This is a genomic window from Enterobacter sp. K510, from assembly GCF_055804875.1.
Map to the genome: position 1 here is coordinate 70,046 of NZ_JBNRLQ010000009.1, position 20,888 is coordinate 90,933.

General features: G+C 57.5%; 19 protein-coding genes and 1 tRNA gene. 11 read left to right on the forward strand and 9 right to left on the reverse strand.

Annotated elements, in window-relative coordinates:
- Nucleotides 1-277: 277 nt before the first annotated feature.
- From nikA to nikR, 6 genes are read left to right on the forward strand one after another with little or no spacing between them, the layout of a single operon-like run.
- Complete coding sequence (gene nikA / locus ACQUTD_RS16190; RefSeq protein ID WP_473276861.1) at nt 278-1,855, forward strand: nickel ABC transporter substrate-binding protein; 1,578 nt, start codon at nt 278-280, stop codon at nt 1,853-1,855.
- Nucleotides 1,855-2,799, forward strand: a complete 945-nt coding sequence (gene nikB / locus ACQUTD_RS16195) for a nickel ABC transporter permease subunit NikB (RefSeq protein ID WP_473276891.1) — start codon at nt 1,855-1,857, stop codon at nt 2,797-2,799. The genes nikA and nikB overlap by 1 nt, the downstream gene beginning before the upstream one ends.
- Nucleotides 2,796-3,632, forward strand: coding sequence for a nickel ABC transporter permease subunit NikC (nikC, locus tag ACQUTD_RS16200; protein WP_473276860.1), 837 nt, complete (start codon nt 2,796-2,798; stop codon nt 3,630-3,632). Before nikB ends, nikC begins: the two co-directional genes overlap by 4 nt.
- Complete coding sequence (nikD, locus tag ACQUTD_RS16205; protein ID WP_072570217.1) at nt 3,629-4,393, forward strand: nickel import ATP-binding protein NikD; 765 nt, start codon at nt 3,629-3,631, stop codon at nt 4,391-4,393. The genes nikC and nikD overlap by 4 nt, the downstream gene beginning before the upstream one ends.
- Nucleotides 4,390-5,175 carry a nickel import ATP-binding protein NikE gene (gene nikE / locus ACQUTD_RS16210; protein WP_473276858.1) on the forward strand — a complete coding sequence of 262 codons (786 nt, stop codon included), beginning with the start codon at nt 4,390-4,392 and terminating at the stop codon, nt 5,173-5,175. Before nikD ends, nikE begins: the two co-directional genes overlap by 4 nt.
- Before the next feature lie 14 nt (nt 5,176-5,189).
- On the forward strand, nt 5,190-5,585 hold the full coding sequence (gene nikR / locus ACQUTD_RS16215; protein WP_072570219.1) for a nickel-responsive transcriptional regulator NikR: 396 nt from the start codon (nt 5,190-5,192) through the stop codon (nt 5,583-5,585).
- Here nikR and phnH read toward each other — a convergent pair whose 3' ends face one another.
- Nucleotides 5,586-6,167 carry a phosphonate C-P lyase system protein PhnH gene (gene phnH / locus ACQUTD_RS16220; protein WP_473276856.1) on the reverse strand — a complete coding sequence of 194 codons (582 nt, stop codon included), beginning with the start codon at nt 6,165-6,167 and terminating at the stop codon, nt 5,586-5,588. It abuts the gene before it with no gap.
- A gap of 132 nt (nt 6,168-6,299) precedes the next feature.
- The gene (locus ACQUTD_RS16225; protein WP_218336978.1) at nt 6,300-6,635 is read right to left on the reverse strand and encodes a zinc ribbon domain-containing protein YjdM; all 336 of its coding nucleotides are present in this window, start codon (nt 6,633-6,635) and stop codon (nt 6,300-6,302) included.
- A gap of 599 nt (nt 6,636-7,234) precedes the next feature.
- On the opposite strand from ACQUTD_RS16225, the gene crfC reads away from it, so the two are divergent.
- Together crfC and ACQUTD_RS16235 are read left to right on the forward strand one after the other, a co-directional pair.
- Nucleotides 7,235-9,574: a clamp-binding protein CrfC gene (gene crfC / locus ACQUTD_RS16230; RefSeq protein WP_072570222.1), complete on the forward strand. Its 2,340-nt coding sequence runs from the start codon at nt 7,235-7,237 to the stop codon at nt 9,572-9,574.
- Nucleotides 9,571-10,455 carry a diguanylate cyclase regulator RdcB family protein gene (locus ACQUTD_RS16235; protein ID WP_072570223.1) on the forward strand — a complete coding sequence of 295 codons (885 nt, stop codon included), beginning with the start codon at nt 9,571-9,573 and terminating at the stop codon, nt 10,453-10,455. Before crfC ends, ACQUTD_RS16235 begins: the two co-directional genes overlap by 4 nt.
- Nucleotides 10,456-10,490: 35 nt before the next feature.
- On the opposite strand, the gene kdgT is transcribed toward ACQUTD_RS16235, so the two are convergent.
- Nucleotides 10,491-11,495, reverse strand: a complete 1,005-nt coding sequence (gene kdgT / locus ACQUTD_RS16240) for a 2-keto-3-deoxygluconate transporter (RefSeq protein WP_318372917.1) — start codon at nt 11,493-11,495, stop codon at nt 10,491-10,493.
- 620 nt (nt 11,496-12,115) lie between these two features.
- On the opposite strand from kdgT, the gene proP reads away from it, so the two are divergent.
- Nucleotides 12,116-13,618 carry a glycine betaine/L-proline transporter ProP gene (proP, locus tag ACQUTD_RS16245; protein ID WP_072570225.1) on the forward strand — a complete coding sequence of 501 codons (1,503 nt, stop codon included), beginning with the start codon at nt 12,116-12,118 and terminating at the stop codon, nt 13,616-13,618.
- Between the two features lie 38 nt (nt 13,619-13,656).
- Here the strand turns inward: proP and ACQUTD_RS16250 are convergent, their stop codons facing one another.
- The 3 genes from ACQUTD_RS16250 to ACQUTD_RS16260 all read right to left on the reverse strand — a co-directional run bounded on the left by ACQUTD_RS16250 (nt 13,657) and on the right by ACQUTD_RS16260 (nt 18,032).
- A complete protein-coding gene (locus ACQUTD_RS16250) occupies nt 13,657-14,610 on the reverse strand; it encodes a HoxN/HupN/NixA family nickel/cobalt transporter (protein ID WP_473276853.1) in 954 nt (317 codons plus the stop codon).
- Nucleotides 14,611-14,647: 37 nt separating this feature from the next.
- Nucleotides 14,648-15,262 (reverse strand): DUF2238 domain-containing protein, encoded by a 615-nt coding sequence (locus tag ACQUTD_RS16255; RefSeq protein WP_318375671.1) that lies wholly within the window; start codon nt 15,260-15,262, stop codon nt 14,648-14,650.
- A 97-nt stretch (nt 15,263-15,359) separates the two neighbouring features.
- Nucleotides 15,360-18,032, reverse strand: a complete 2,673-nt coding sequence (locus ACQUTD_RS16260) for an autotransporter domain-containing protein (protein WP_473276851.1) — start codon at nt 18,030-18,032, stop codon at nt 15,360-15,362.
- A 199-nt stretch (nt 18,033-18,231) separates the two neighbouring features.
- Here ACQUTD_RS16260 and ACQUTD_RS16265 point away from each other — a divergent pair, with 199 nt between their 5' ends.
- Nucleotides 18,232-19,071 (forward strand): alpha/beta hydrolase family protein, encoded by an 840-nt coding sequence (locus ACQUTD_RS16265; RefSeq protein ID WP_473276850.1) that lies wholly within the window; start codon nt 18,232-18,234, stop codon nt 19,069-19,071.
- Nucleotides 19,072-19,076: 5 nt separating this feature from the next.
- On the opposite strand, the gene ACQUTD_RS16270 is transcribed toward ACQUTD_RS16265, so the two are convergent.
- Complete coding sequence (locus ACQUTD_RS16270) at nt 19,077-19,433, reverse strand: type II toxin-antitoxin system ChpB family toxin (RefSeq protein WP_072570230.1); 357 nt, start codon at nt 19,431-19,433, stop codon at nt 19,077-19,079.
- Complete coding sequence (locus ACQUTD_RS16275) at nt 19,427-19,678, reverse strand: AbrB/MazE/SpoVT family DNA-binding domain-containing protein (protein WP_072570231.1); 252 nt, start codon at nt 19,676-19,678, stop codon at nt 19,427-19,429. The genes ACQUTD_RS16270 and ACQUTD_RS16275 overlap by 7 nt, the downstream gene beginning before the upstream one ends.
- A 450-nt stretch (nt 19,679-20,128) precedes the next feature.
- Here ACQUTD_RS16275 and ACQUTD_RS16280 point away from each other — a divergent pair, with 450 nt between their 5' ends.
- Entirely contained in the window at nt 20,129-20,557 is a 429-nt protein-coding gene (locus tag ACQUTD_RS16280) for a hypothetical protein (RefSeq protein ID WP_072570232.1), read from the forward strand.
- Between the two features lie 192 nt (nt 20,558-20,749).
- Here the strand turns inward: ACQUTD_RS16280 and ACQUTD_RS16285 are convergent.
- Nucleotides 20,750-20,825: transfer RNA gene (locus ACQUTD_RS16285), tRNA-Phe, on the reverse strand.
- Nucleotides 20,826-20,888 lie beyond the last annotated feature (63 nt).

Sequence of the window (20,888 nt, forward strand, 5' to 3'; positions counted from 1 at the left end):
TTTCAATTCGCGCATACGCGCACTTGCCCCCGTTATGCAGATTGCATGCCATATTCTTTATGCGGGTATTTCTGCGGGATGCGGAGCAGGAAGGGAGTGAAAACCCTGACGAAAAGCGCGCTGTCGTCAGATTTGACGTGTCGAACGTCGGGGAAGAGCTGTAGGCCGGGTAAGCGCAGCGCCACCCGGCGCAATCGCCCCTCACTTGCGCCACATCAACATTTCAGTGTGATCAATTCTTATAATCATCATACTTTTCCTGCACAGGTTCCCTGTCGTGTTCACACTCCGCTCGATCATCACTGGCGTACTGCTCTGTTTTTCCGCTGTCGCCTTCTCTCAGACTGACCCGACGACGCTCACCACCGCCTGGCCGGTCAACGTTGGCCCGCTCAACCCGCATCTTTACACCCCCAACCAGATGTTTGCGCAGAGCATGGTGTATGAACCGCTGGTGAAATACGCGGCGGGCGGCAGGGTGGAGCCGTGGCTGGCTACCGGCTGGACGCACTCCGCCGACGGGAAAACCTGGGTCTTCACCCTGCGCGAAAAGGTCACTTTTTCCAATGGCGAACCTTTCAACGCCGACGCCGCCGTCGCGAATTTCCGCGCCGTGCTGGCTAACCGCGCCCGCCACAGCTGGCTGGAACTGGTGAACCAAATCACCGATGTCAAAGCGCTCGGTCCGCAAAAGCTGCAAATTACGCTGAAAAGCGCCTACTACCCGTTTTTACAGGAGCTGGCGCTGCCGCGACCGTTCCGCTTTATCGCCCCGTCGCAGTTTGTCGATGGCGGCACGAAAAACGGCATTAAAGCGCCGGTCGGCACCGGGCCGTGGATGCTGCACTCGTCGCGGCTGAATCAGGATGATGTCTTCGTGCGCAACCCGCATTACTGGGGAAAACAACCGGCGATCGGCAGGGTGAGGGTTAATGTGATCCCCGATCCCACCAGCCGCGCCATTGCCTTTGAAACCGGGGAGGTGGATCTGCTGTACGGCAGCGAAGGGCTGCTACCCCTCGATACCTTCGCGCGCTTTAGCCAGAACCCGGCGTACCACACGCAACTTTCCGCGCCGGTGGAAACGGTGATGCTGGCGCTCAATACCCGGCTTGCCCCCACGAATGATCTGGCGGTGCGCGAAGCCCTTAATTATGCGGTGGATAAAAAAACCATGATCGCCACTGCGCTCTACGGCACACAGCAGGCGGCGGACACGCTGTTCGCCCCGTCGGTGCCCTATGCGAATATCGGGCTTAAACCGCGCGGCTACGATCCGGCGCAGGCCCGCGCCCTGCTTGAAAAAGCTGGCTGGACGCTGCCTGCCGGTAACGCTATCCGCGAGAAAAACGGCCAGCCGCTGCGCATTGAACTGGCCTTTACCGGTACCGATGCCGAAAGCAAGGCGATGGCGGAGATTATTCAGGCAGATTTGCGCAAAATCGGCGTCGATATTCAGCTTATCGGCGAAGAAGAGAGCAGTATCTACGCCCGCCAGCGGGACGGTCGCTTCGGCATGATTTTCAACCGCACCTGGGGCGCGCCTTACGATCCCCATGCGTTTATCAGTTCCATGCGCGTGCCATCCCATGCGGATTACCAGGCGCAGCTGGGGTTGCCTGATAAGGCGCTCATCGACCAGGAAATCGGCCAGGTGCTGACGCAGCAGGATGAAACCGCCCGCCAGGCCTTATATAAAGACATCCTCACCCGGCTGCATCAGGAAGCGGTCTATCTGCCGCTCAGCTATGTCTCGGTGATGGCGGTATCGCGGCCTGAACTGGGAGCCATCCCCTTCGCGCCGATGGCGTCAGAGATCCCCTTCGAACAGCTCAGTCCGGTGGCGCAGCCATGATGCTGAACTGGGCGCTACGTCGTTTGCTGCTGCTGATCCCGATCCTGCTCGCCGCCTCGCTGCTGGTGTTTCTGATGCTGCATCTGGGCGTCGGCGATCCGGCGATGGACTATTTACGCCTTTCCGGCGTGCCGCCGACGGCGGAGGTGCTGGCCGCCACGCGGGAGATGCTCGGGCTTAACGCGCCGCTGCCGGTGCAGTACTGGCACTGGCTGATGCGCGCCGCGCGGCTGGATTTCGGCGTCTCTTATGCCACAGGGCGTCCGGTGCTCGACGATCTGCTGCATTTTCTGCCCGCCACCCTGCAACTGGCGGGACTGGCGCTGGTGCTGATCCTGGCGATCTCCGTGCCGCTCGGCGTCTGGGCGGCGCGTTATCCCAACCGCCTGCCGGATCATATCGTGCGCGTGATCGCTTTCCTCGGCGTCTCAATGCCTAATTTCTGGCTGGCGTTTCTGCTGGTGATGCTCTTTTCCGTGAAGCTGAACTGGCTGCCGGCGATGGGCTACGGCGGCTGGCGCTACGTGATCCTGCCGGCGGTTTCCATTGCCTTTATGTCCCTTTCGATCAACGCCCGTCTGCTGCGCACCAGTATGCTGGAAGTGGCAGGGCAGCGGCATGTGACCTGGGCGCGGCTGCGGGGCTTAACGGCGGCGCAAACCGAGCGCCACCATGTGCTGAAAAACGCCGCCGTTCCGCTGGTCACCGCGCTGGGAATGCACATCGGCGAGCTGATCGGCGGCACGCTGATCGTCGAAAGTATTTTTGCCTGGCCAGGCGTCGGCCGTTACGCCGTCTCCGCCATTTTTAACCGCGACTATCCGGTGATCCAGTGCTTTACCCTGCTGATGGTGACCGTCTTTGTGATCGGCAATCTGCTGGTGGATATGATCAACGCCGCGCTGGATCCGCGCGTGCGCAGCCACGAGGGACAGCACGCATGAACACGGTTTTTCTTGCCCGCTGGCCGGTGCGCATGGCGCTTTTGATCATCGCTCTGCTGTTTATGGTGGCGCTGACCAGCCAGTGGTGGCTGCCATTCGATCCGCTGGCCATTAACCTGCCGGAGCGCCTGTCAGCGCCGGACAGCCAGCACTGGCTGGGCACCGATCACCTGGGACGCGATATCTTCAGCCGTCTGCTGGCGGCCACGCGTATCTCCCTTGGCGCAGTGCTGCTCTGCCTGCTGCTGGTGCTGACGATCGGCATGATCGCGGGCGGCGCGGCGGGGTTGCTCGGCGGGCGCACCGATCAGCTGGTCATGCGCGTCGCCGATCTCTTTATGACCTTTCCCACCTCGATCCTGTCATTTTTCCTCGTGGCGATCCTCGGCACCGGCATCACCAACGTGATCATCGCCATCGCCCTGTCGCACTGGGCCTGGTACGCGCGCATGGTGCGCAGCATGGTGCTGTCGCTGCGCCAGCGGGAGTTTGTGCTGGCCGCGCGTCTCGCCGGGGCCAGCCGGGTGCGGATTTTTATTGAGCACATCAGCGGCGCGGTGCTGCCGTCGCTGCTGATCCTCGCCACGCTGGATACCGGCCACATGATGCTGCACATCGCAGGGATGTCTTTTCTCGGGCTGGGCGTCACCGCCCCGACGCCGGAGTGGGGGATCATGATCAACGACGCGCGACAGTATATCTGGACGCAGCCGCTGCAAATGTTCTGGCCGGGGCTGGCGCTGTTTATCAGCGTGATGAGTTTTAACCTGGTGGGCGACGCGCTGCGCGACCACCTCGATCCCGGCAGGGCTTTGCAGGAGAGCCATTCATGAACACGCTGACCCTCGACGGGTTTTCCTTTTATGCCGCCGGTACGTGCCTGGTGGATAACGTCTCGCTGACCCTGCGCCGGGGGCGCGTACTGGCGCTGGTGGGTAACAGCGGCTGCGGCAAATCGCTGACCTGCAACGGCGCGCTGGGCGAACTGCCCCCGGGCGTACGGCGCACCGGCGGGCAGGTGCTGCTCGACGGCAGAGTGGCGGCGGCCCATGAACTGCGCGGCAGGCGGGTGTCCTGCGTGATGCAAAACCCGCGCAGCGCCTTTAATCCGCTGCGCACCATCCGCGATCACGCCAGGGAAACCTGTCAGGCGCTGGGTAAAAACGGCAGCGATGCCCTGCTGCTGGCACGGCTGGCGGATGTCGGGCTGGAGCAGGCCGCGCGCGTACTGTCACTTTATCCCTTTGAGATGAGCGGCGGCATGTTGCAGCGGGTGATGATTGCGCTGGCGCTGCTCGGCGATGCGCCCTTTATGTTTGCCGATGAGCCGACCACCGATCTCGATGCGGTGGCGCAGGCGCGTATCCTTGATGTGCTGGCGGATGTCATGAAAACCCGCGCGCCGGGGATGCTGCTGGTGACGCACGATATGGGCGTGGTGGCGCGGCTGGCCGATGAGGTGGCGGTGATGGAACAGGGGCGGATTGTGGAGCAGGGCACGGTGGACGATCTCTTTTATCGCCCGCAGCATCCGCTTTCACGGCGGCTGGTGAGCGCGCATCTGGCGCTGTATGGTGAGGCGTTGCCGCAATGACGCTGATCGCCATCCACCAGGTTTCCCACGGCTACACCTCGTCAGGGTTGTTCCGGCGCGGGCAGCAAAAAGCCGTGCTGGAAGACATTTCTTTTGACATCCGCGCGGGCGAAACCCTGGCGCTGCTCGGACGCAGCGGCTGCGGTAAAAGCACGCTGGCGCGGCTGATCGCCGGGCTGGAAAAACCGCAGCGCGGCGAGGTGCGCTATCAGGGGCAGAATATTCACCGCCTGGCGCGCGCCGAGGCCCGGCGCTTTCGCCAGGATGTGCAGATGGTGTTCCAGGACGCGCTGAGCGCGGTGAATCCACGTAAAACCGTGGCGGAAATTATTGCCGAACCGCTGCGCCACCTGACCAGCCTGTCGGCAGCGGAACAGCAGGAGCGTATTCTGAGTACGCTCGCCAGCGTGGAACTGGACGATACGTTCATGAGCAAACTACCGTCGCAGCTCAGCGGCGGACAATTACAGCGCGTATGCCTGGCGCGCGCGCTGGCGGTACGGCCGAAATTACTGGTGCTGGACGAGGCGGTGTCCAACCTCGATCTGGTACTCCAGGCGCACATCGTGGCGCTGCTGAAGCAGCTCCAGGCGCAGCTGAATATCGGCTTTCTGTTTATTACCCACGATCTGCGGCTGGTGAAGCGCTTCTGTCAGCGGGTGATGGTGATGGACAACGGCCACATTATCGAAACCCGCCCGGTGGATGCGCAGCTGTGCTTTGCAACGCCTGCCGGGATCGCCTTACAGCAGGCGGTATTGCCCGCTTTTCCGGTACGCTAACAGAAGGGAATTGTATGCAGCGCATCACCATCACCATTGATGATGATTTACTGGCAACGCTCGATCGTCTGAGCGATAAACGCGGCTACCAGAGCCGTTCAGAAGCCCTGCGGGATATTGTGCGGCAATCGCTGGCGGAAGAGGCGGCGACAGAGGCCGATCAGCACGGCTATGCGGTGCTGAGCTATGTCTATGAGCATGAAACCCGCGAGCTGTCATCGCGGCTGGTGGCGGCCCAGCATCAGCACCACGATCTGTCGGTGTCGACGCTGCACGTTCACGTCAGCCATGACGACTGTCTGGAAGTGGCGATCCTCAAAGGCAATCTGCACGATATTCAGCACTACGCCGACGAAATCATCTCCCAGCGCGGCGTGCATCACGGCCATTTGCAGTGCATTCCTGACTGATCAATACATCTCAATATGCGTATCACGCGGCAGCGCCAGCAGACGTTCGCCGTGGGTGAGCAGCAGATCAATGCCCAGCGGGAAGGCGTGCAGGCGGTCGGCAAGAGCATGAACGATGCAGTGCGGCAGTTGCGGCGCGATCATGCGCTCCTCATGAATGCCAGGCCCGGTCAGGCGCAGCATACGACCGCCGCTTAAGCCGGAAACCTGCACGATCAGCGTGACAGGGTCGGGCTGCGCGGCGGCGGCAGCGAAAAGGGCGTCCAGTTCGGCGGCGCTGAGCGTATCATCGGCCAGCGCAAGGGTGGCGAAATGTGGCTCATTCACCAGCGCCGCGCGGGTGTGCAGGCGCAGATTCTGGATCACAAAATCGTTATGCAGCGGATTCGACAGCCACACCGGCATGTCTTTATCGGCCAGTGTCAGCAGTACGCTGGAGGTCGCCAGATTGAGTGGCTGCCAGCCGTGTTTTAACTGGTGCAGGGCAACAATTACCCCCGGCTCGCTCATGGCTTTTAACAGACGACGAAAACTGTGCTGCGCGTCCTGCACGTTATTATTCATGGTGGTCATGGAATGCATGGAGGGCTCCATAGTGAAGATGAGAGCCAGAGTGGCAAGGAAGTATGACGTTTGCGTTAAGCAGAGATGACGGAATAGTGAAGCTGGCAGGGGAAAGGCAGGGGCGGGAACGTTATCTGCCCGCCCGAACGATCAGTTCTTTTTCACAAATTCGGATTTCAGCTTCATCGGGCCAAAGCCGTCGATTTTGCAGTCGATATTATGATCGCCTTCCACCAGGCGGATATTCTTCACTTTGGTGCCGATTTTCAGCATTGAAGAGCTGCCTTTCACTTTCAGATCTTTAACGACCGTCACGCTGTCGCCGTCGGCCAGCAGATTGCCATTGGCATCTTTGACGATCAGCGTGTCGCTGTCGTCCGACGCGCTGGCGTCGTTCCACTCGTTCGCGCATTCCGGGCAGATATACATGCCGTTGTCTTCGTAAGTGTATTCAGAATTGCATTTCGGGCAGTGGGGGAGTTGCATAATCATTCCTCAATAAAAGGCTAATGGGGGTGGAAGTCCGTCCACCGAAAAATGGCAGGCTGCCAAAAAGGTCGAAGATTGTACACCAAATCCTTACTGTTGTCGGTGCTATTCTTTTTTCACTAAAAGTGATCGACGTGACACACCCTGTCAGGCAGTTAAGCCATGCTTAACAGGTGAGGTATTCTGATGCATGAATGAGCGCTAATTTTCAATATTTTTCGGTGGAAATTGCCACTCTGAACCAATTCATATATGGTGAGATCACGCATCCAGTGTTATTAAAAAGCAGCTCTCGGCACCAGCTCTGTCTCCTGCCGAAGTCGGCGACTTACCTCTCAATTTGGGTGGGTAAATAAATGAAGATATATCCTGGTAACTCTTAAAATTAGTCTACGCGCCGTTGCTTTTGTTTCTGACATGAGCAAAGTAACTCGCTGAACTGCATCATAATTTAGAATTTTTTATTGAGTCACGTCAGGTAGTTATCTTTTTTCAGATATTTTTCCACGCGTAATTAAAAAAGCCGACACTACATTAAACAAACCGCTCGGCTAAATAAAAGTTATAAAAATTTGCGTTAAGGAAAGACTTTTATCATGCACACACAGACAATATTTGAATTGAGCCAGGAAGCCGAAAGGTTGTTGCAGCTTTCCCTGCATAATCTTCATTCATTACAAACGATGCCGGTAGCAAAGCTTGATGATGCGTTGATTACCGATATAAACAACGCCTCCAATGTTCATCCTTTGCATTTCAGCGCGCGTGGAATTGACGCTCAGCAGGCGACGCTGAGTAACGAACTGCGCAAAATTACCCGTCTGGAGATGGTGCTCGCTATCGTCGGTACCATGAAGGCGGGGAAATCCACCACCATTAACGCCATCGTCGGCACGGAAGTGCTGCCTAACCGCAACCGTCCGATGACCGCGCTGCCAACCCTGATCCGCCATACGCCGGGGCAAAAAGAGCCGGTGCTGCATTTTTCCCACGTCGGGCCTATTGATACCCTGACCCAACAGTTGCAGATGCGACTGTTTGGCTTCGATCGCGAGAAACTGGCGCAGAAGCTGGAAATTGATAAGGACATGCAGACGCTGCTGGATCGTATTCGTCAGGGCGATGCTTTTGATAAGCACTATCTGGGCGCGCAGCCGATCTTTCACTGCCTGAAAAGCCTCAACGATCTGGTGCGCCTGTCGAAAGCGCTGGACGTCGATTTCCCGTTTTCTTCCTATACGGCGCTGGAGCATATTCCGGTTATTGAGGTGGAGTTTGTGCATCTCGCCGGGCTGGAAAAAAACATGGGGCAGTTGACGCTGCTTGATACCCCCGGGCCGAATGAAGCCGGTCAGCCGCATTTGCAGCAGATGCTGAAAGAGCAGCTGGCGCGCGCCTCGGCGGTACTGGCAGTGATGGATTACACCCAACTCAAGTCGATTTCCGATGAAGAAGTCCGCGAGGCGATTGCCGCCGTCGGCAAGTCGGTGCCGCTGTTTGCGCTGGTGAATAAGTTCGACCAGAAGGATCGCAACAGTGACGATGCCGATCAGGTGCGCACGCTGATCGCCGGTACTTTAATGAAAGGGCATATCACGCCGACGCAGATTTTCCCGGTCTCCTCCATGTGGGGTTATCTGGCAAACCGTGCCCGGCACGAGCTGCTGCGTAGCGGTAAACTGCCCGATCCTGAAGAACAGCGCTGGGTGCAGGACTTTGCCGAAGCCGCCCTGGGCCGCCGCTGGCGGCTGACCGATCTGGATGACAGCGCGCATATTCAGCATGCCGCCGAATTGCTGTGGGAAGACTCGCTGTTTGAGCAGCCGATCCAGAAACTGCTGCACGCCGCCCATGCCAATGCCTCGCTGTATGCGCTGCGATCTGCTTCGCACAAATTGCTCAATTATGCCCAGAGCGCCCGCGAGTATCTGGATTTTCGCTATCAGGGGCTGACGGTGGCGCTGGAAAATCTGGAGCAGAATATCGCCCGGCTGGAAGAGGATACCCGTCTGCTGCACGCCTGCCAGGAGCGGGTCAGCGACGAAGTGAATCATGAAGTGGAAGATGCGCTGGCTGCCGCCGATCGCTTTATCAATGGCGAGCAGGCGACCATTATCAGCGAGATCGACCACTATTTTACCCACAGCGAGCGACCGGAAGAGGCCACGCTTATCAACGCTGACGAGGAGTTTGGCGTCGGTAAACTGGTGCTGGAGGATGAAAGCCAGGCGCAGGTGGCGCTGAGTAAAATCCGCTCCGCCTGCGAGGTGATTTTGCTGGGCGCGCAGGATCGCATCAGCCGTGAACTGGCGCAGCGTTTTGATCAGCTGGAGTACACCCTGACCCGTTCGTTACAGGACGCGATGCGCCCGATTGAAACCCGTATAAAGGAAGAGCTGAGCCACGCCGGTTTTCGCGCGCGCATCAGCTTACCGGCGTTTCAGGCCAGCACGCTGAACTTCAATACGCGGCAACTGTTTGTGGATGCCATCGCCGCCGAAGATATCCCTGCCGGGCAGTCGCGCGTCAGCGGCGTGCGGGACAGCATGTCGCGCTGGCTGAACAATCCGGGCTGGGGCTGGAATGATTATGTCGTCACCCGTACCCGTTACGTTATCGACGTGACCTCGCTGCACCAGAACCTGATTAATCACGTTGCGCATTTTTGCGCGCAGATCCGCAAGGCGCTGGCGGCGCAGGTGGATGTGTCCGTAACGGCGGGGATGGCGACCTTTTTCGCCGAGTTTTCGCACAGTTTGTCGGGGTTACAGGAAAGCCTGCGTGACAGCCTGGCGATTCGTCAGCAGAATGAATCGACGGCGGCGGCGCTGCGTCAGCATCTCCGGCAATGCATCACCACTGCCAACTGGATCCACGAAGATGCCCGGTTGCTGCGCGATGATATTCAAACCCTGTTTGCGGCAGATCAACCATGAAAAACCGACTTCTCGACGGACCCGGGCAGACGCTGGAGTGCATCCAGCCAAAATTTATTGTCGATCTGGTGCAGGGCATCGATGCCCCCCGGCAGACGCAAATCGTGCCCCAGCAACAGGCGTTTCGCGAACGGCTGACGCAGGAGATCATGACCCAGACGCAGCTGCGTCCGTGGGCGATGTCCGGCATGTATCATGAAAATGATGCGCTGCGTCTCGGGCTGGTGGAAAAACTCGCCAGCATGTTCGATCCGGGTCAGCTGGCGCTGGCGCGTATCACGCAGCGCCTGACGATGTTGCAGCAGAACAGTGAACGTCGCCCCGGGCTGTCTGCCGCGCTGCAAAAACAGTATGACGATATGCTGGCGCATTTCAGTCTGCGCGCCGCCTCAAAAGAGAAAGCCCTGACCCAGCGCGGGCTGATGGTGCAGGCCGGACTGCACAGTGAGCAGATTTTTACCCGCTGGCGCGCCGGGAAATACGATGGCTGGTCGCTGGCCGGACGCTGTTTTATCGCGCTGGAAGAGCTGCGCTGGGGCGCGTTTGGCGATGCCTGCCGCTTAACCCGGCCGGAAGTGTCCAGCCTGTTGAAAGACAATCTGCGCATTATGGCCGCCGATTTTATGGCGCAGGGGATAGGGGCGTCACCGGCCACCCGCCATTTCTATCATCAATGGTTAACCACACCCGCCACGCCGGGCCTGATGGATAATAAAGATCTGCTGGGCTGGTTGGGGGACTGGTGCGATGTCGATCGTCATCCGGTGTGCTGGTCAGTGACGCAAAGCTGGCAAACGGTGGCACTGGGTATGCCGCGGCTCTGTTCTGCGACGCGTCTGGCGACGGCGCTGGTGGAGGAAGTCTTTAGCGAGGGCGTGTAATTCCCCTCCCGCCAGGCGAGAGGGGAAATAGTCTGTCAGTGATGCAGCGACTCTGTCGCTTTCTCTTGTTCAACCGCCGCAGGCGATTGTTGCGGGTTGCCATAGCGCTTCGCATAAAGCGCGGTAATGATGGGCACCAGAATCGCCGTCACAATCACACTGGCTGCCACCAGCGCCGTAGCTGATGCGGCTACCGGTTCGAAGGCCGGGTTAATCTGCGCGATAATCACCGGGTTTGCCACTGCCGCGCCTGCCGCCGATGACGCTGCCACGCCCGCCGTACCGTTACCACCGCCAATCCAGCGGTCCGCCAGGATCAGCGGGATACCGGTAATGATGATGACCGCCACGCCCAGGAAGATCCCCAGCAGACCGGTATTCATGATCACATTCAGGTTGATGGTATTCCCCAGCGCGAAACCGAAGAACGGGATCAGCACCGGCGTCGCTTTGCTGAAGAATGCGCGGAAATCGTGATCCAGGTTGCCCAGCGCAAAACCAATCAGGAACGGCAGGACCGCGCCGATAAAGTGATGCGGTTCGAAGGAGGCCAGACCGGCGGATCCAAGGATCACCATGGTCATCAGCGGGCCGGATTCCAGCGACATCAGAACGAAGGCGCCGGACTCTTCTTTGGTGCCGTACTGGTTCATCAGGCTGGCGTACAGGCCGCCGTTAGTCATATCCATGGCAGAGACAATAGCCAGCACCGACAGCCCGGCAAAGAAGCCCGCCTGAATTCCGGTTTCCGGAATAAAGGTGGCGGCAATCATTGCCACTATCCATGCCACGGCAATTTTAGTGATCACCAGCGTACCGGATTTACGCAGTACCGTGCCGGTAGCGCGTAAATCAATGGAGGCGCCAATACAAAAGAACCACACTGCCAGAATAGGCACCGTACCGGTGATCATCCCTTTCGTGAAGGAACCAAAATAAGCGCCGGTATCCGGTGCCAGGGTATTTAGAATTGCCCCAAGAAGCAGGGGAACCAGCATCATCCCGCCGGGGATGCGTTCGATCGTGGCCTTGATTTTCATTGAAGATCCTCACGCTTCACCGCGCCATGCGCGCGATAAAAGCTAAAAAATGTAAAATTAATAAAATCAATCAGATAGTTCGCTGATGAGTTGCGTTTATCTCATCGCGGGGATCGCGTTATATGCCGACAGGTGCCGCCAGTGCTTTCCTCTTTAAGTGTGCCTGGCGCTATGATGCAGTCATCGGAATATTGATTCAATGAAAACGAAACAGTGTTTTAGTTATCTGGATCACATATTTCACGTAAAGTTTCTTAAAGGCTCCAGATATTAAAAAGCCTGTAAATGAGTTGTAAAAATAAGGTGTTTTTGACCGGGTTAGTGATTCGTTTGAGGATCACCTTATTCCCATAAAAATGAGGGTTTTGTCAGTGGTGGGTAAATATGTGTGAAGTTGATCACGGTTTTAAACCCTGTTAGGGTAAAGAGGTCATTAACTGCCCGAACAGGCGTCAACAGGTTTGGCTGTCCAGACTTTAACCAGCTTACGTAACCAAACCTGCTACGCTTGATATTAAAGAACGCAATCACCCGGCAACCATTAACTGTGTAGTGTAATGACGAGAGTTTTTACGCTTCCGTCGGCTGTGCGTTCAGGGCAAAGTCCATGAGGATAAAGAATGTTAAAAAGGAAAAAAGTAAAGCCAATCACGCTGCGCGATGTGACCATTATTGATGATGGGAAACTTCGCAAGGCAATCACCGCCGCATCGCTCGGTAATGCGATGGAGTGGTTTGATTTCGGTGTTTATGGATTTGTTGCTTATGCGCTCGGTAAGGTCTTCTTCCCGGATGCTAACCCCAGCGTGCAGATGATCGCGGCGCTGGCGACCTTCTCTGTACCTTTCCTTATTCGTCCGTTGGGCGGACTGTTCTTCGGCATGTTAGGCGATAAGTATGGCCGTCAGAAAATACTCGCCATGACGATTGTCATCATGTCCGTCAGTACCTTCTGTATTGGTCTGATCCCCTCTTATGCCTCTATAGGCATCTGGGCGCCGATCCTGCTGTTGCTGTGTAAAATGGCGCAGGGGTTCTCGGTGGGCGGCGAATACACCGGGGCGTCAATCTTCGTGGCGGAGTACTCTCCTGACCGTAAGCGCGGCTTTATGGGCAGCTGGCTGGATTTCGGCTCCATTGCCGGTTTCGTGCTGGGCGCGGGCGTGGTGGTGCTGATTTCCACCGTCGTCGGTGAAGAGAACTTCCTTGACTGGGGCTGGCGTCTGCCGTTCTTCCTGGCGCTGCCGCTGGGTCTGATTGGTCTTTATCTGCGTCATGCGCTGGAAGAGACCCCGGCGTTCCAGCAGCATGTGGATAAGCTGGAGCAGGGCGATCGCGAAGGGTTGCAGGACGGGCCGAAAGTCTCGTTCAAAGAGATTGCCACCAAACACTGGCGCAGCCTGCTGACCTGTATTGGTCTGGTGATCTCCACCAACGTGACCTATTACATGTTGCTGACCTACATGCCAAGCTACCTGTCCCATAACCTGCACTATTCCGAAGATCATGGCGTACTGATTATCATCGCCATCATGATCGGGATGCTGTTTGTGCAGCCGGTGATGGGCCTGCTGAGCGACCGTTTTGGCCGCCGCCCGTTTATCATTCTGGGCAGCGTGGCGCTGTTCTCGCTGGCTATTCCGGCGTTCATTATGATCAACAGTAATATCATCGGCCTGATTTTTGCCGGGCTGCTGATGCTGGCGGTGATCCTGAACTGCTTCACCGGCGTGATGGCCTCGTCCTTACCGGCGATGTTCCCGACGCATATCCGCTTCAGCGCGCTGGCGAGCGCCTTTAATATCTCGGTGCTGATTGCCGGTCTGACGCCAACCCTGGCCGCCTGGCTGGTGGAAAGCTCAGAGAACCTGATGATGCCTGCCTATTACCTGATGGTGGTGGCGGTGATTGGTTTGATTACCGGTATTACCATGAAAGAGACGGCGAACCGCCCGCTGCGCGGCGCAACCCCGGCGGCGTCGGACATTCAGGAAGCCCGTGAGATCCTGCGTGAGCATCACGACAATATCGAGCAGAAAATCGAAGATATTGATCAGGAGATCGCTGAACTGCAGGAGAAGCGTACCCGTCTGGTGCAGCAGCACCCGCGTATCGACGAGTAATCTTCCCCTCACCCCGACCCTCTCCCCATGGGAGAGGGTTAACATCCCGCCGCAATAAAATCCCCGTTCGCGCTCACCGGTATTACCGTTAAAAACAGCACTGAGGCAAAAAGTATTATCGCCATCCCCCCGGCGATTTTCAGCGCCGGAACAATCCATGTCTGGCGCTGCCCGCCAAACAGCGCCGCCGTACGGTTGCGGGCATAGCGTACCGCCAGCGACAGGCCGATGATCGAAAGACCGGTGCCGAGCGACATGGTCATCACCGCTGCCATGCCCCAGCTGACCATGCCCAGCGCATTCGAAAACAGCAAAATCATGATCGCCCCGCTGCACGGGCGCGCGCCGATAGAGAGCATCACGCCCGCGCGCGTTTTCCAGTCGCCGCTGGTGGCTAAGCCCACGCCATGATGATGACCACAGCCGCAGTCCGGCGCGTGTCCTGTGTGAAGCGGTTTCATGCGATGGATACGCAGTCCGCGCGTGGGGAGGCTTCTGGCGGCCTGATAGATCACATAGCAGCCGAAGCCGCCGATCAGCAGCGCGCTGATTTTTTCGACGTACCAGCGGCTTTGGCTCAGATCCCCCGACGCCAGGTTAAAGCCAACGGCGAGGATAAAGACAAAGGCAATGGCGCTGACGCCCTGCAACAGGCTGCCGAAAAACGGGATCAGCCGCGCCGCCAGCGGGCTTTCCTGATTAGTGCCGAGCCAGGTGGTAACGATAAATTTGCCGTGCCCTGGCCCGATAGCGTGCAGCACGCCGTAAAAGAACGCGCCGACCAGCAGCCACAGGCCGCCGCTCAGCTGATGGTTATTGAGTTGCAGCAGATACATCACCAGATAACGGTGCAGCGTGATCTGCGTGCTCAGGCACCACTGCAAAAAAGCGCCCCAGTGGTGGTGCAACAGCAGAAGAGCCGCCAGCGCGATAAGGGTGCAGGTTATCGCGCCGGGGAGCCGCCATGAGCGGGTCAGTGCTGGAGTCATCATAAATGCCCGTCGGGAAATGATGACCAGAGTATAGAGGTTAGGCCGCGTTAAGGTAACGGGATAACTGCCGCTGATGGTAACGCGCCAGCAGCAGCACCGTGGTCAGCGCACCCAGCAGCGCGCAGAACATGTCTGACTGGGTATCCCAGGGATCGCCCTGGGTGCCGAGGAAATCGTCTGCGCCCTGGCCCATCGCCAGTGCCGCCCACCACTCGATCAGCTCATACATGGCGCTGATCGCCAGCGCAATACAGCACACCACAAAGCCGAGCATTTTCCGCCCGCGCACAAAGGCACCGCGCACCAGGATCTCCCGCGCTGCCAGCGCCGGCACCAGCCCCTGGAAAAAGTGACCGAGTTTGTCATAGGGGTTGCGGTCAAGCCCCAGCCACGCCTGCACATCAAAGCCAATCGGCACTTTCGCGTAGGTGTACATGCCGCCGACCATCAGAATAATGGCGTGGAAAAAAATCAGCGTATACAGCAAGGGGGTGAGGGGATAGCGCGCGTGGGTGGCCCACAGCAGGGGAACGAGGATCAGCACCGGCGTGACTTCCATCAGCCAGGTAATTTTATCGCCAGCGTAAATACCGGTGTAGACAACAATCAGCGCCAGCAGCAGGGCTGCGACTTTTAACAGAGAGGATGGCATGGGTTTTCATCCGGATGAAAACCTTAACTATTGACCGGAACGGCGGCGGAGACAACCTGAAAATAACAGGGGCCGTTACCGGCCCCGTGGAATTAAATCAGAACGATTTGTTTAAACGCAGGCTGAAGGTGTGCGCCTGGTAAGTATCGCTGGCCTGAACATCGTAACGGGCGTCGATGGTCAAATCATTGGCGCTGTACAGCGTGGTGCCCACTGCCAGTCCCGCCATATCTTTCACCGGCGACGCGCCTTTGGTGGTGAATTGGGTTTCGCCCAGGGTATCGGCCACGTAGGACGCATTATTGCTCATGCGACGGTTATCGTACTGGTGGATCCAGGAGATCTGCGCAAACGGCGTCAGCGCGCCCAGCGGGGTATCCACGGTTTTCTGTACACGGACGCCGATATCGCTGATCACGGACTGGGAGTGTGAGGCATCCACGTCCAGCGCCATGCCGTTGCCACCGCTTTCCTTATAGCCATCAACATGCTGATAGCTGTAAGCCAGTGCGGCCAGCGGCGTGACCACGACCTGCGCAGGCAGCGTCAGCGGATAACCGAATTCGCTTTGCAGGGTGACGGACTGGCCGTTGAACTTGCCCTTCGCCGTGCCGGAGAAGCCGGTGAAATCAGCACGACGCACCGAGTCATAGTTCTGACGGTTCACTGCCGCAGACAGATTCAGGAACCACGGATTGCCGGTGTAAGCCGCATAACCAATCACGCCGTAGTTGTCAGCGGTTGAGGTGTTGCCGCTCAGGTTGTCTTTGCCGTGCACCGAGGTGTTGCTGTAGTTCATCGCCGCACCCACGCGCCAGTCGTCGCCCAGCGCGCGATCGGCACCGAGGATCAGGCCGCCGAATTTCGCGCTGTAGCCGCTGACGTCGTCGGTGGTGTCCTGACGGGCATAACCGCCGAACGGCTGGCCCCAGACGATCCAGTTGCTGTAGTCATCACCGGTGGATACCCCGCTGGCGCCCGCCGTCTGCGGATTACGCACGGTATCCATATGATTGCCCACCACCGACATCGCCGTGGAGTTCGCCACGCCGGTTGCCGCGCTGGCGCTGATGCTCTGCCCGGTGGACAGACGTTCGCCGACGCGGTTCGCTTCCTGCTCGCCGTCAATGGCCAGCGAGGCGTTGTAAAGCTCAAGCAGCTGCGGAGAGATACCGGAGTAATTCGCCAGACCACCCAGCGACGCCGTGGCGTTAGGCGTGGTTGCCCGTACTGGCTCAGCAGGCTGCGGTTCAGCAGGAGCAGTCACCGGCGGAGTCACCACCACAGGCGGCAACACCGGCGTAGTGACGACCGGGGTGGTCACTTCCGGCACGGTAACGACCGGCGGTTTTTCGGCGGGTGTCGTGACAACAGGTGTTGTTTCCACCGGGGTGATGACCACAGGCGGCGTGACCACCACCGGCGTCTCGACAGGCACGCTTACTTCAGGCGGTGTGACCACGACCGGTGGTTTTTCCAGGGTTACCACCAGCGCACTGTTCGTATTATCGGTGACGGTGGAACCTGTCACGAGGCCGTCATAGCCTGCGGCTTTATAGTTCAGTGTCCCGGCGTTGTAGTTTGTGTTAGCGCTGTTCGCGTCGATCACCACATAACGCTGACCCGCCGCAAACTGATAGGTGTTGCCGGTACGCGCGAGGGAGACGCTGGAGCCTGCATCAACGGTAGCCGCGCCGCTGACAACCAGACGGCCATAGCTGCTGTCGGCTGCTTTATCGCCGGTCGCGACCGCATTATCAGCCACGCCAAGGATCAGCGCGCCAGTGGCATGCTGATGGTAATTACCAGTGATATTCAGCGGAGTGTTCACCTGCAGGCTGGCCGCGTCGTTCACCACAGTGCCTGGCGTGTTGATGTTATCATTCAGCAGCAGCGAGCCGGAGCGGAAGAAGACATCGCTGGCGCTCAGGATCTTACCGATACCGTTGGTGCCGGTCAGTACGCCAACGTTATTATTGCTACCGCCGATAATATCCAGCGATGCGCCGTTATCGGAGCGTAACGTGCCTTTGATCGTGCCGCTGTTGGCCAGCACCATGGCGGAGCCATTATTACCGGAGGCATGAATTGCATAGGTTGTGCCGGTAATAGTGCCGTTGTTTACCAGATTCAGGGTGCTGGTGTTATTCAGATAATTATAACTGTAGATCCCATAGGCACCGCTGATCAGACCGTTGTTAATGATCACGCTGCCTGCGTTATTATTACTGGCGGCATTATTCCGGTTATATAACCCGACAAGGGAACCGCTAATTTTACTGTTATTAGTCAGCGTGTTAATAAGGCCGTCATTGCGGATCCCTATATAGGCACTCTTAATTGTACCCTCGTTATTAAAGGTACCGATCTCACCCGTATTGTAGACCGCAGCATTATTACCAGCGTTATTATTACCTGTATAGGTAATGGTGCCGGTGTTATTCAGGGTGCCGATAGTGCCTTCATTCCAGATACCGTTAGACTGCGTATACATATTCGCATTATCAGCGCTGATGCTACCGTCGTTATTCAGCGTATTAACGGATATACCCTGCATGACATGAAGCGCGGAGCCGCTGGGGGGAGCGGTGGCAGAACCCTGATCGGTAATAATGACCCGATCGTAAGCGTTGGCGATCTGCACATCGGACTGTGGGGTATTAATGGTGTAATCACTCGATATAGCGAGTGCGTGTGGTGCCAGCAGTCCTTGCGCGGAGGTTAAAGCAACCAGCAAAGATCCTTGCTGGCAGATACGTAATTTATTCATGATGTACCATTGCGATGTCGCGCTGTTTGTAAAAAGTATGTGCGGGTAGTAACACTGTTCAGACTAATCTGAATTTGTCTCCGGCGCAGAACACCCACTTAATGGCTAACAAAACAATAAGCGGTGCTTAATGATTTATCGGCGGAATTAAGGCTTACTTTAATATTTAACTTAAACCTCTCTCGCGTGGAGCCAGGAAATGGTAATAAATCGTGGGTATTTTAAAGCTGTGTTATTGATTAGCTTCGTTTTATTGTTAAGCGGCTGTACTACTTCGGATCCCCGCGAGACTGCTAGCACACTTGCGAAAAAACGCCAGCTGAAGGCGCGAGAATTCGTCACGGACTGGATTACTGTGCGCGGCTGGCAGCGCATCACGCCGCCGGTTACGCGTCTGCGGGTATATATCGAAGGGGATGGTTTTGCCTGGGTCAGCCGCACGCGCCCGTCTGACGATCCGACGCCGCGTAACCCGGTGGGCCTGCAACTGGCGGCGGCGGATCCGTCGGCGAACGTGCTGTATCTGGCACGCCCTTGTCAGTTTATCGGCCCGCCGCTGCCCGCCGCCTGTCAGCCGCGGGTATGGACGGATCAGCGTTTTTCCGCCGCGGTCGTGGCGGCGATGAACGCGGCGTTAAGCCAGGTGAAGGCGCAATATCCGCAGGTGGAGTTTGAGCTGATGGGCTATTCCGGCGGCGGCAATATCGCCGCGCTGCTGGCGGCCCGCAGGCAGGACGTCATCGCGCTGCGCACGGTGGCGGGCAATCTGGATGTGGCTTATGTGAATGCACTGCATCATGTGACCCCAATGCCGGACGCGCAGAGCGCTATTGATGTCGCCCCGGCCCTGAAAAACCTGCCGCAGATCCATTACAGCGGCGCGGATGACAGTACCGTACCGCCCGCCGTGGCCGGACGTTTCCGTCAGGCGACCGGCCCGCGCTGTACGCAGGTGGCGGTGATCCCCGGAATGGATCACGGTGGAAACTGGGCGGCGCTGTGGCCGGAACTGCTGGGGAGAAAGGTGGGGTGCGGGTGAGCGGCTTAATCTGCTTCGACGAGGGTGGAGAATCTGAGCAGAACATCGTTAACAACGGCTTCGTCCAGGACTTCAACAAACCGGGCGTCGCGGGCGTTGAGATCAATCATCCGGGCCTGATTGAGAAGAACCACCCCCTGCGTTTTACTGCCAGAGCCGGAAAGCGAAACGGTAAACCCGGCATGACGGGCATAATTACCGCCCTGAGTAACCGGTGCGACGAACGCCATGCCCAAATCGTTAAACAGTTTTTTCGTAAGAATCAATGCCGGACGTGGTTCCCGCTGTTCGCTGCCAACAGCAGGATTAAAATCAACCATGACTATATCGCCGCGCTGCCATCCCTGCTTACGCTTTACCATATTTCATTCCCCACTGGCGCATCCTTACCCCATATTTCTTCTTCGCTGGTTGCTGGTGCGCTGGCATCGCACTGTGCGACCAGTTCTTCAAGCGTATAGCGTTGACGTACTGGCGTCAGAATAAGCGCGCCGTCCCGGACTTCTGCATCCAGAGACTGACCAGCGCTGACACCCAGTTGCCTGAGAAGCAGGGCGGGAAGGATAACGCCATTACTGTTTCCCCATTTTTTGATTGCAATGCTCATCGCGAACTCCCCATTTGTTTATACAAAGTATAACTTTCGGGCATGAGGTGTTCAACATACTCGCAGATAAACTGTCACCAGTAACGCCAGCAGAGTGCGCAGAAGGCATTGTTAACATCGCCGAAAGGGTACGACAGTTTTTGGACCGTCTTTGCGAGGCGCGCCGCAAATCGCGCTACTGTTTCCGCTTGCCGTTAATCGCGTCTGGCAGTAGCATCTTCCCGCACCTGCAAAATCAGGTGCCGGGATTGGTCTCCTGATGTTAACTCGTTGGCGACATTGATTTTTATGTCGTGCGTTCTGCTACATCTCAATGGTGGGCTGAACGGGGGCGCCGCAAGGTGCGCCGGTAGCCAACGAGACCGGTAAGACCAACTCCGTTCAGTCCCACCACCCATAAGATTGGTCTCTTACGTGGTGGGTTATAAAACCTCGTTGGAGTCTACCCTTATGGCTACCTATATAGAGCAGTCCAATAACTTACTTACCGTTCCCTTCACCGCAGATACAGATTTCACCGTGCTGGCGGATCACTGCGAGCACTTCGCCGAAGCGCTGATTGAAAGCGATGATACGGCGCTGCGCCTCGCCATGTGCGGGCGACTCAATGCCTGTCTGACGCTGCTGCAACCCACGCTCAATGATGCCATCCCGCCGCATCTTATTCCGGCGCTCACGGTTGATACCCCGCCTGCGGAACCGCCGCGTTTCGAACCGGAATCCGACCTGCTTTGTGAATACTGCCTGACCTTAACGCGCGTACTGAACAGCCAGTCGCTGCCGCCGGATATGGAGAAAACTCTTACAGGATTGCTGTGTGAACTGGTGTGGTATTTCGCCGACATGATGAAAGCGCCGCGCTGGGTAAAAGGTGTGTAAGCGTAGCCTGCTGTAAAAGCTTGCCGGGATCATGTAGGCCCGGCAAGCCTGCGCCGCCGGGCGCGAGCTAGTGAAAGTCGCAGGAAACAACCGGACGGATGGTGTTTTTTTTACTACTACGAACTAAACAGAAGTCATCTGAACAGATGCCCAAAAGCAAAAAACCCGCCATAGGCGGGTTTTTCTGAATAGTGGTGCCCGGACTCGGAATCGAACCAAGGACACGGGGATTTTCAATCCCCTGCTCTACCGACTGAGCTATCCGGGCAACGGGGCGCATTAAACCTTAATCGCTTTACGGCGTCAACTGTATTTGGGGAAATCGCGTTTA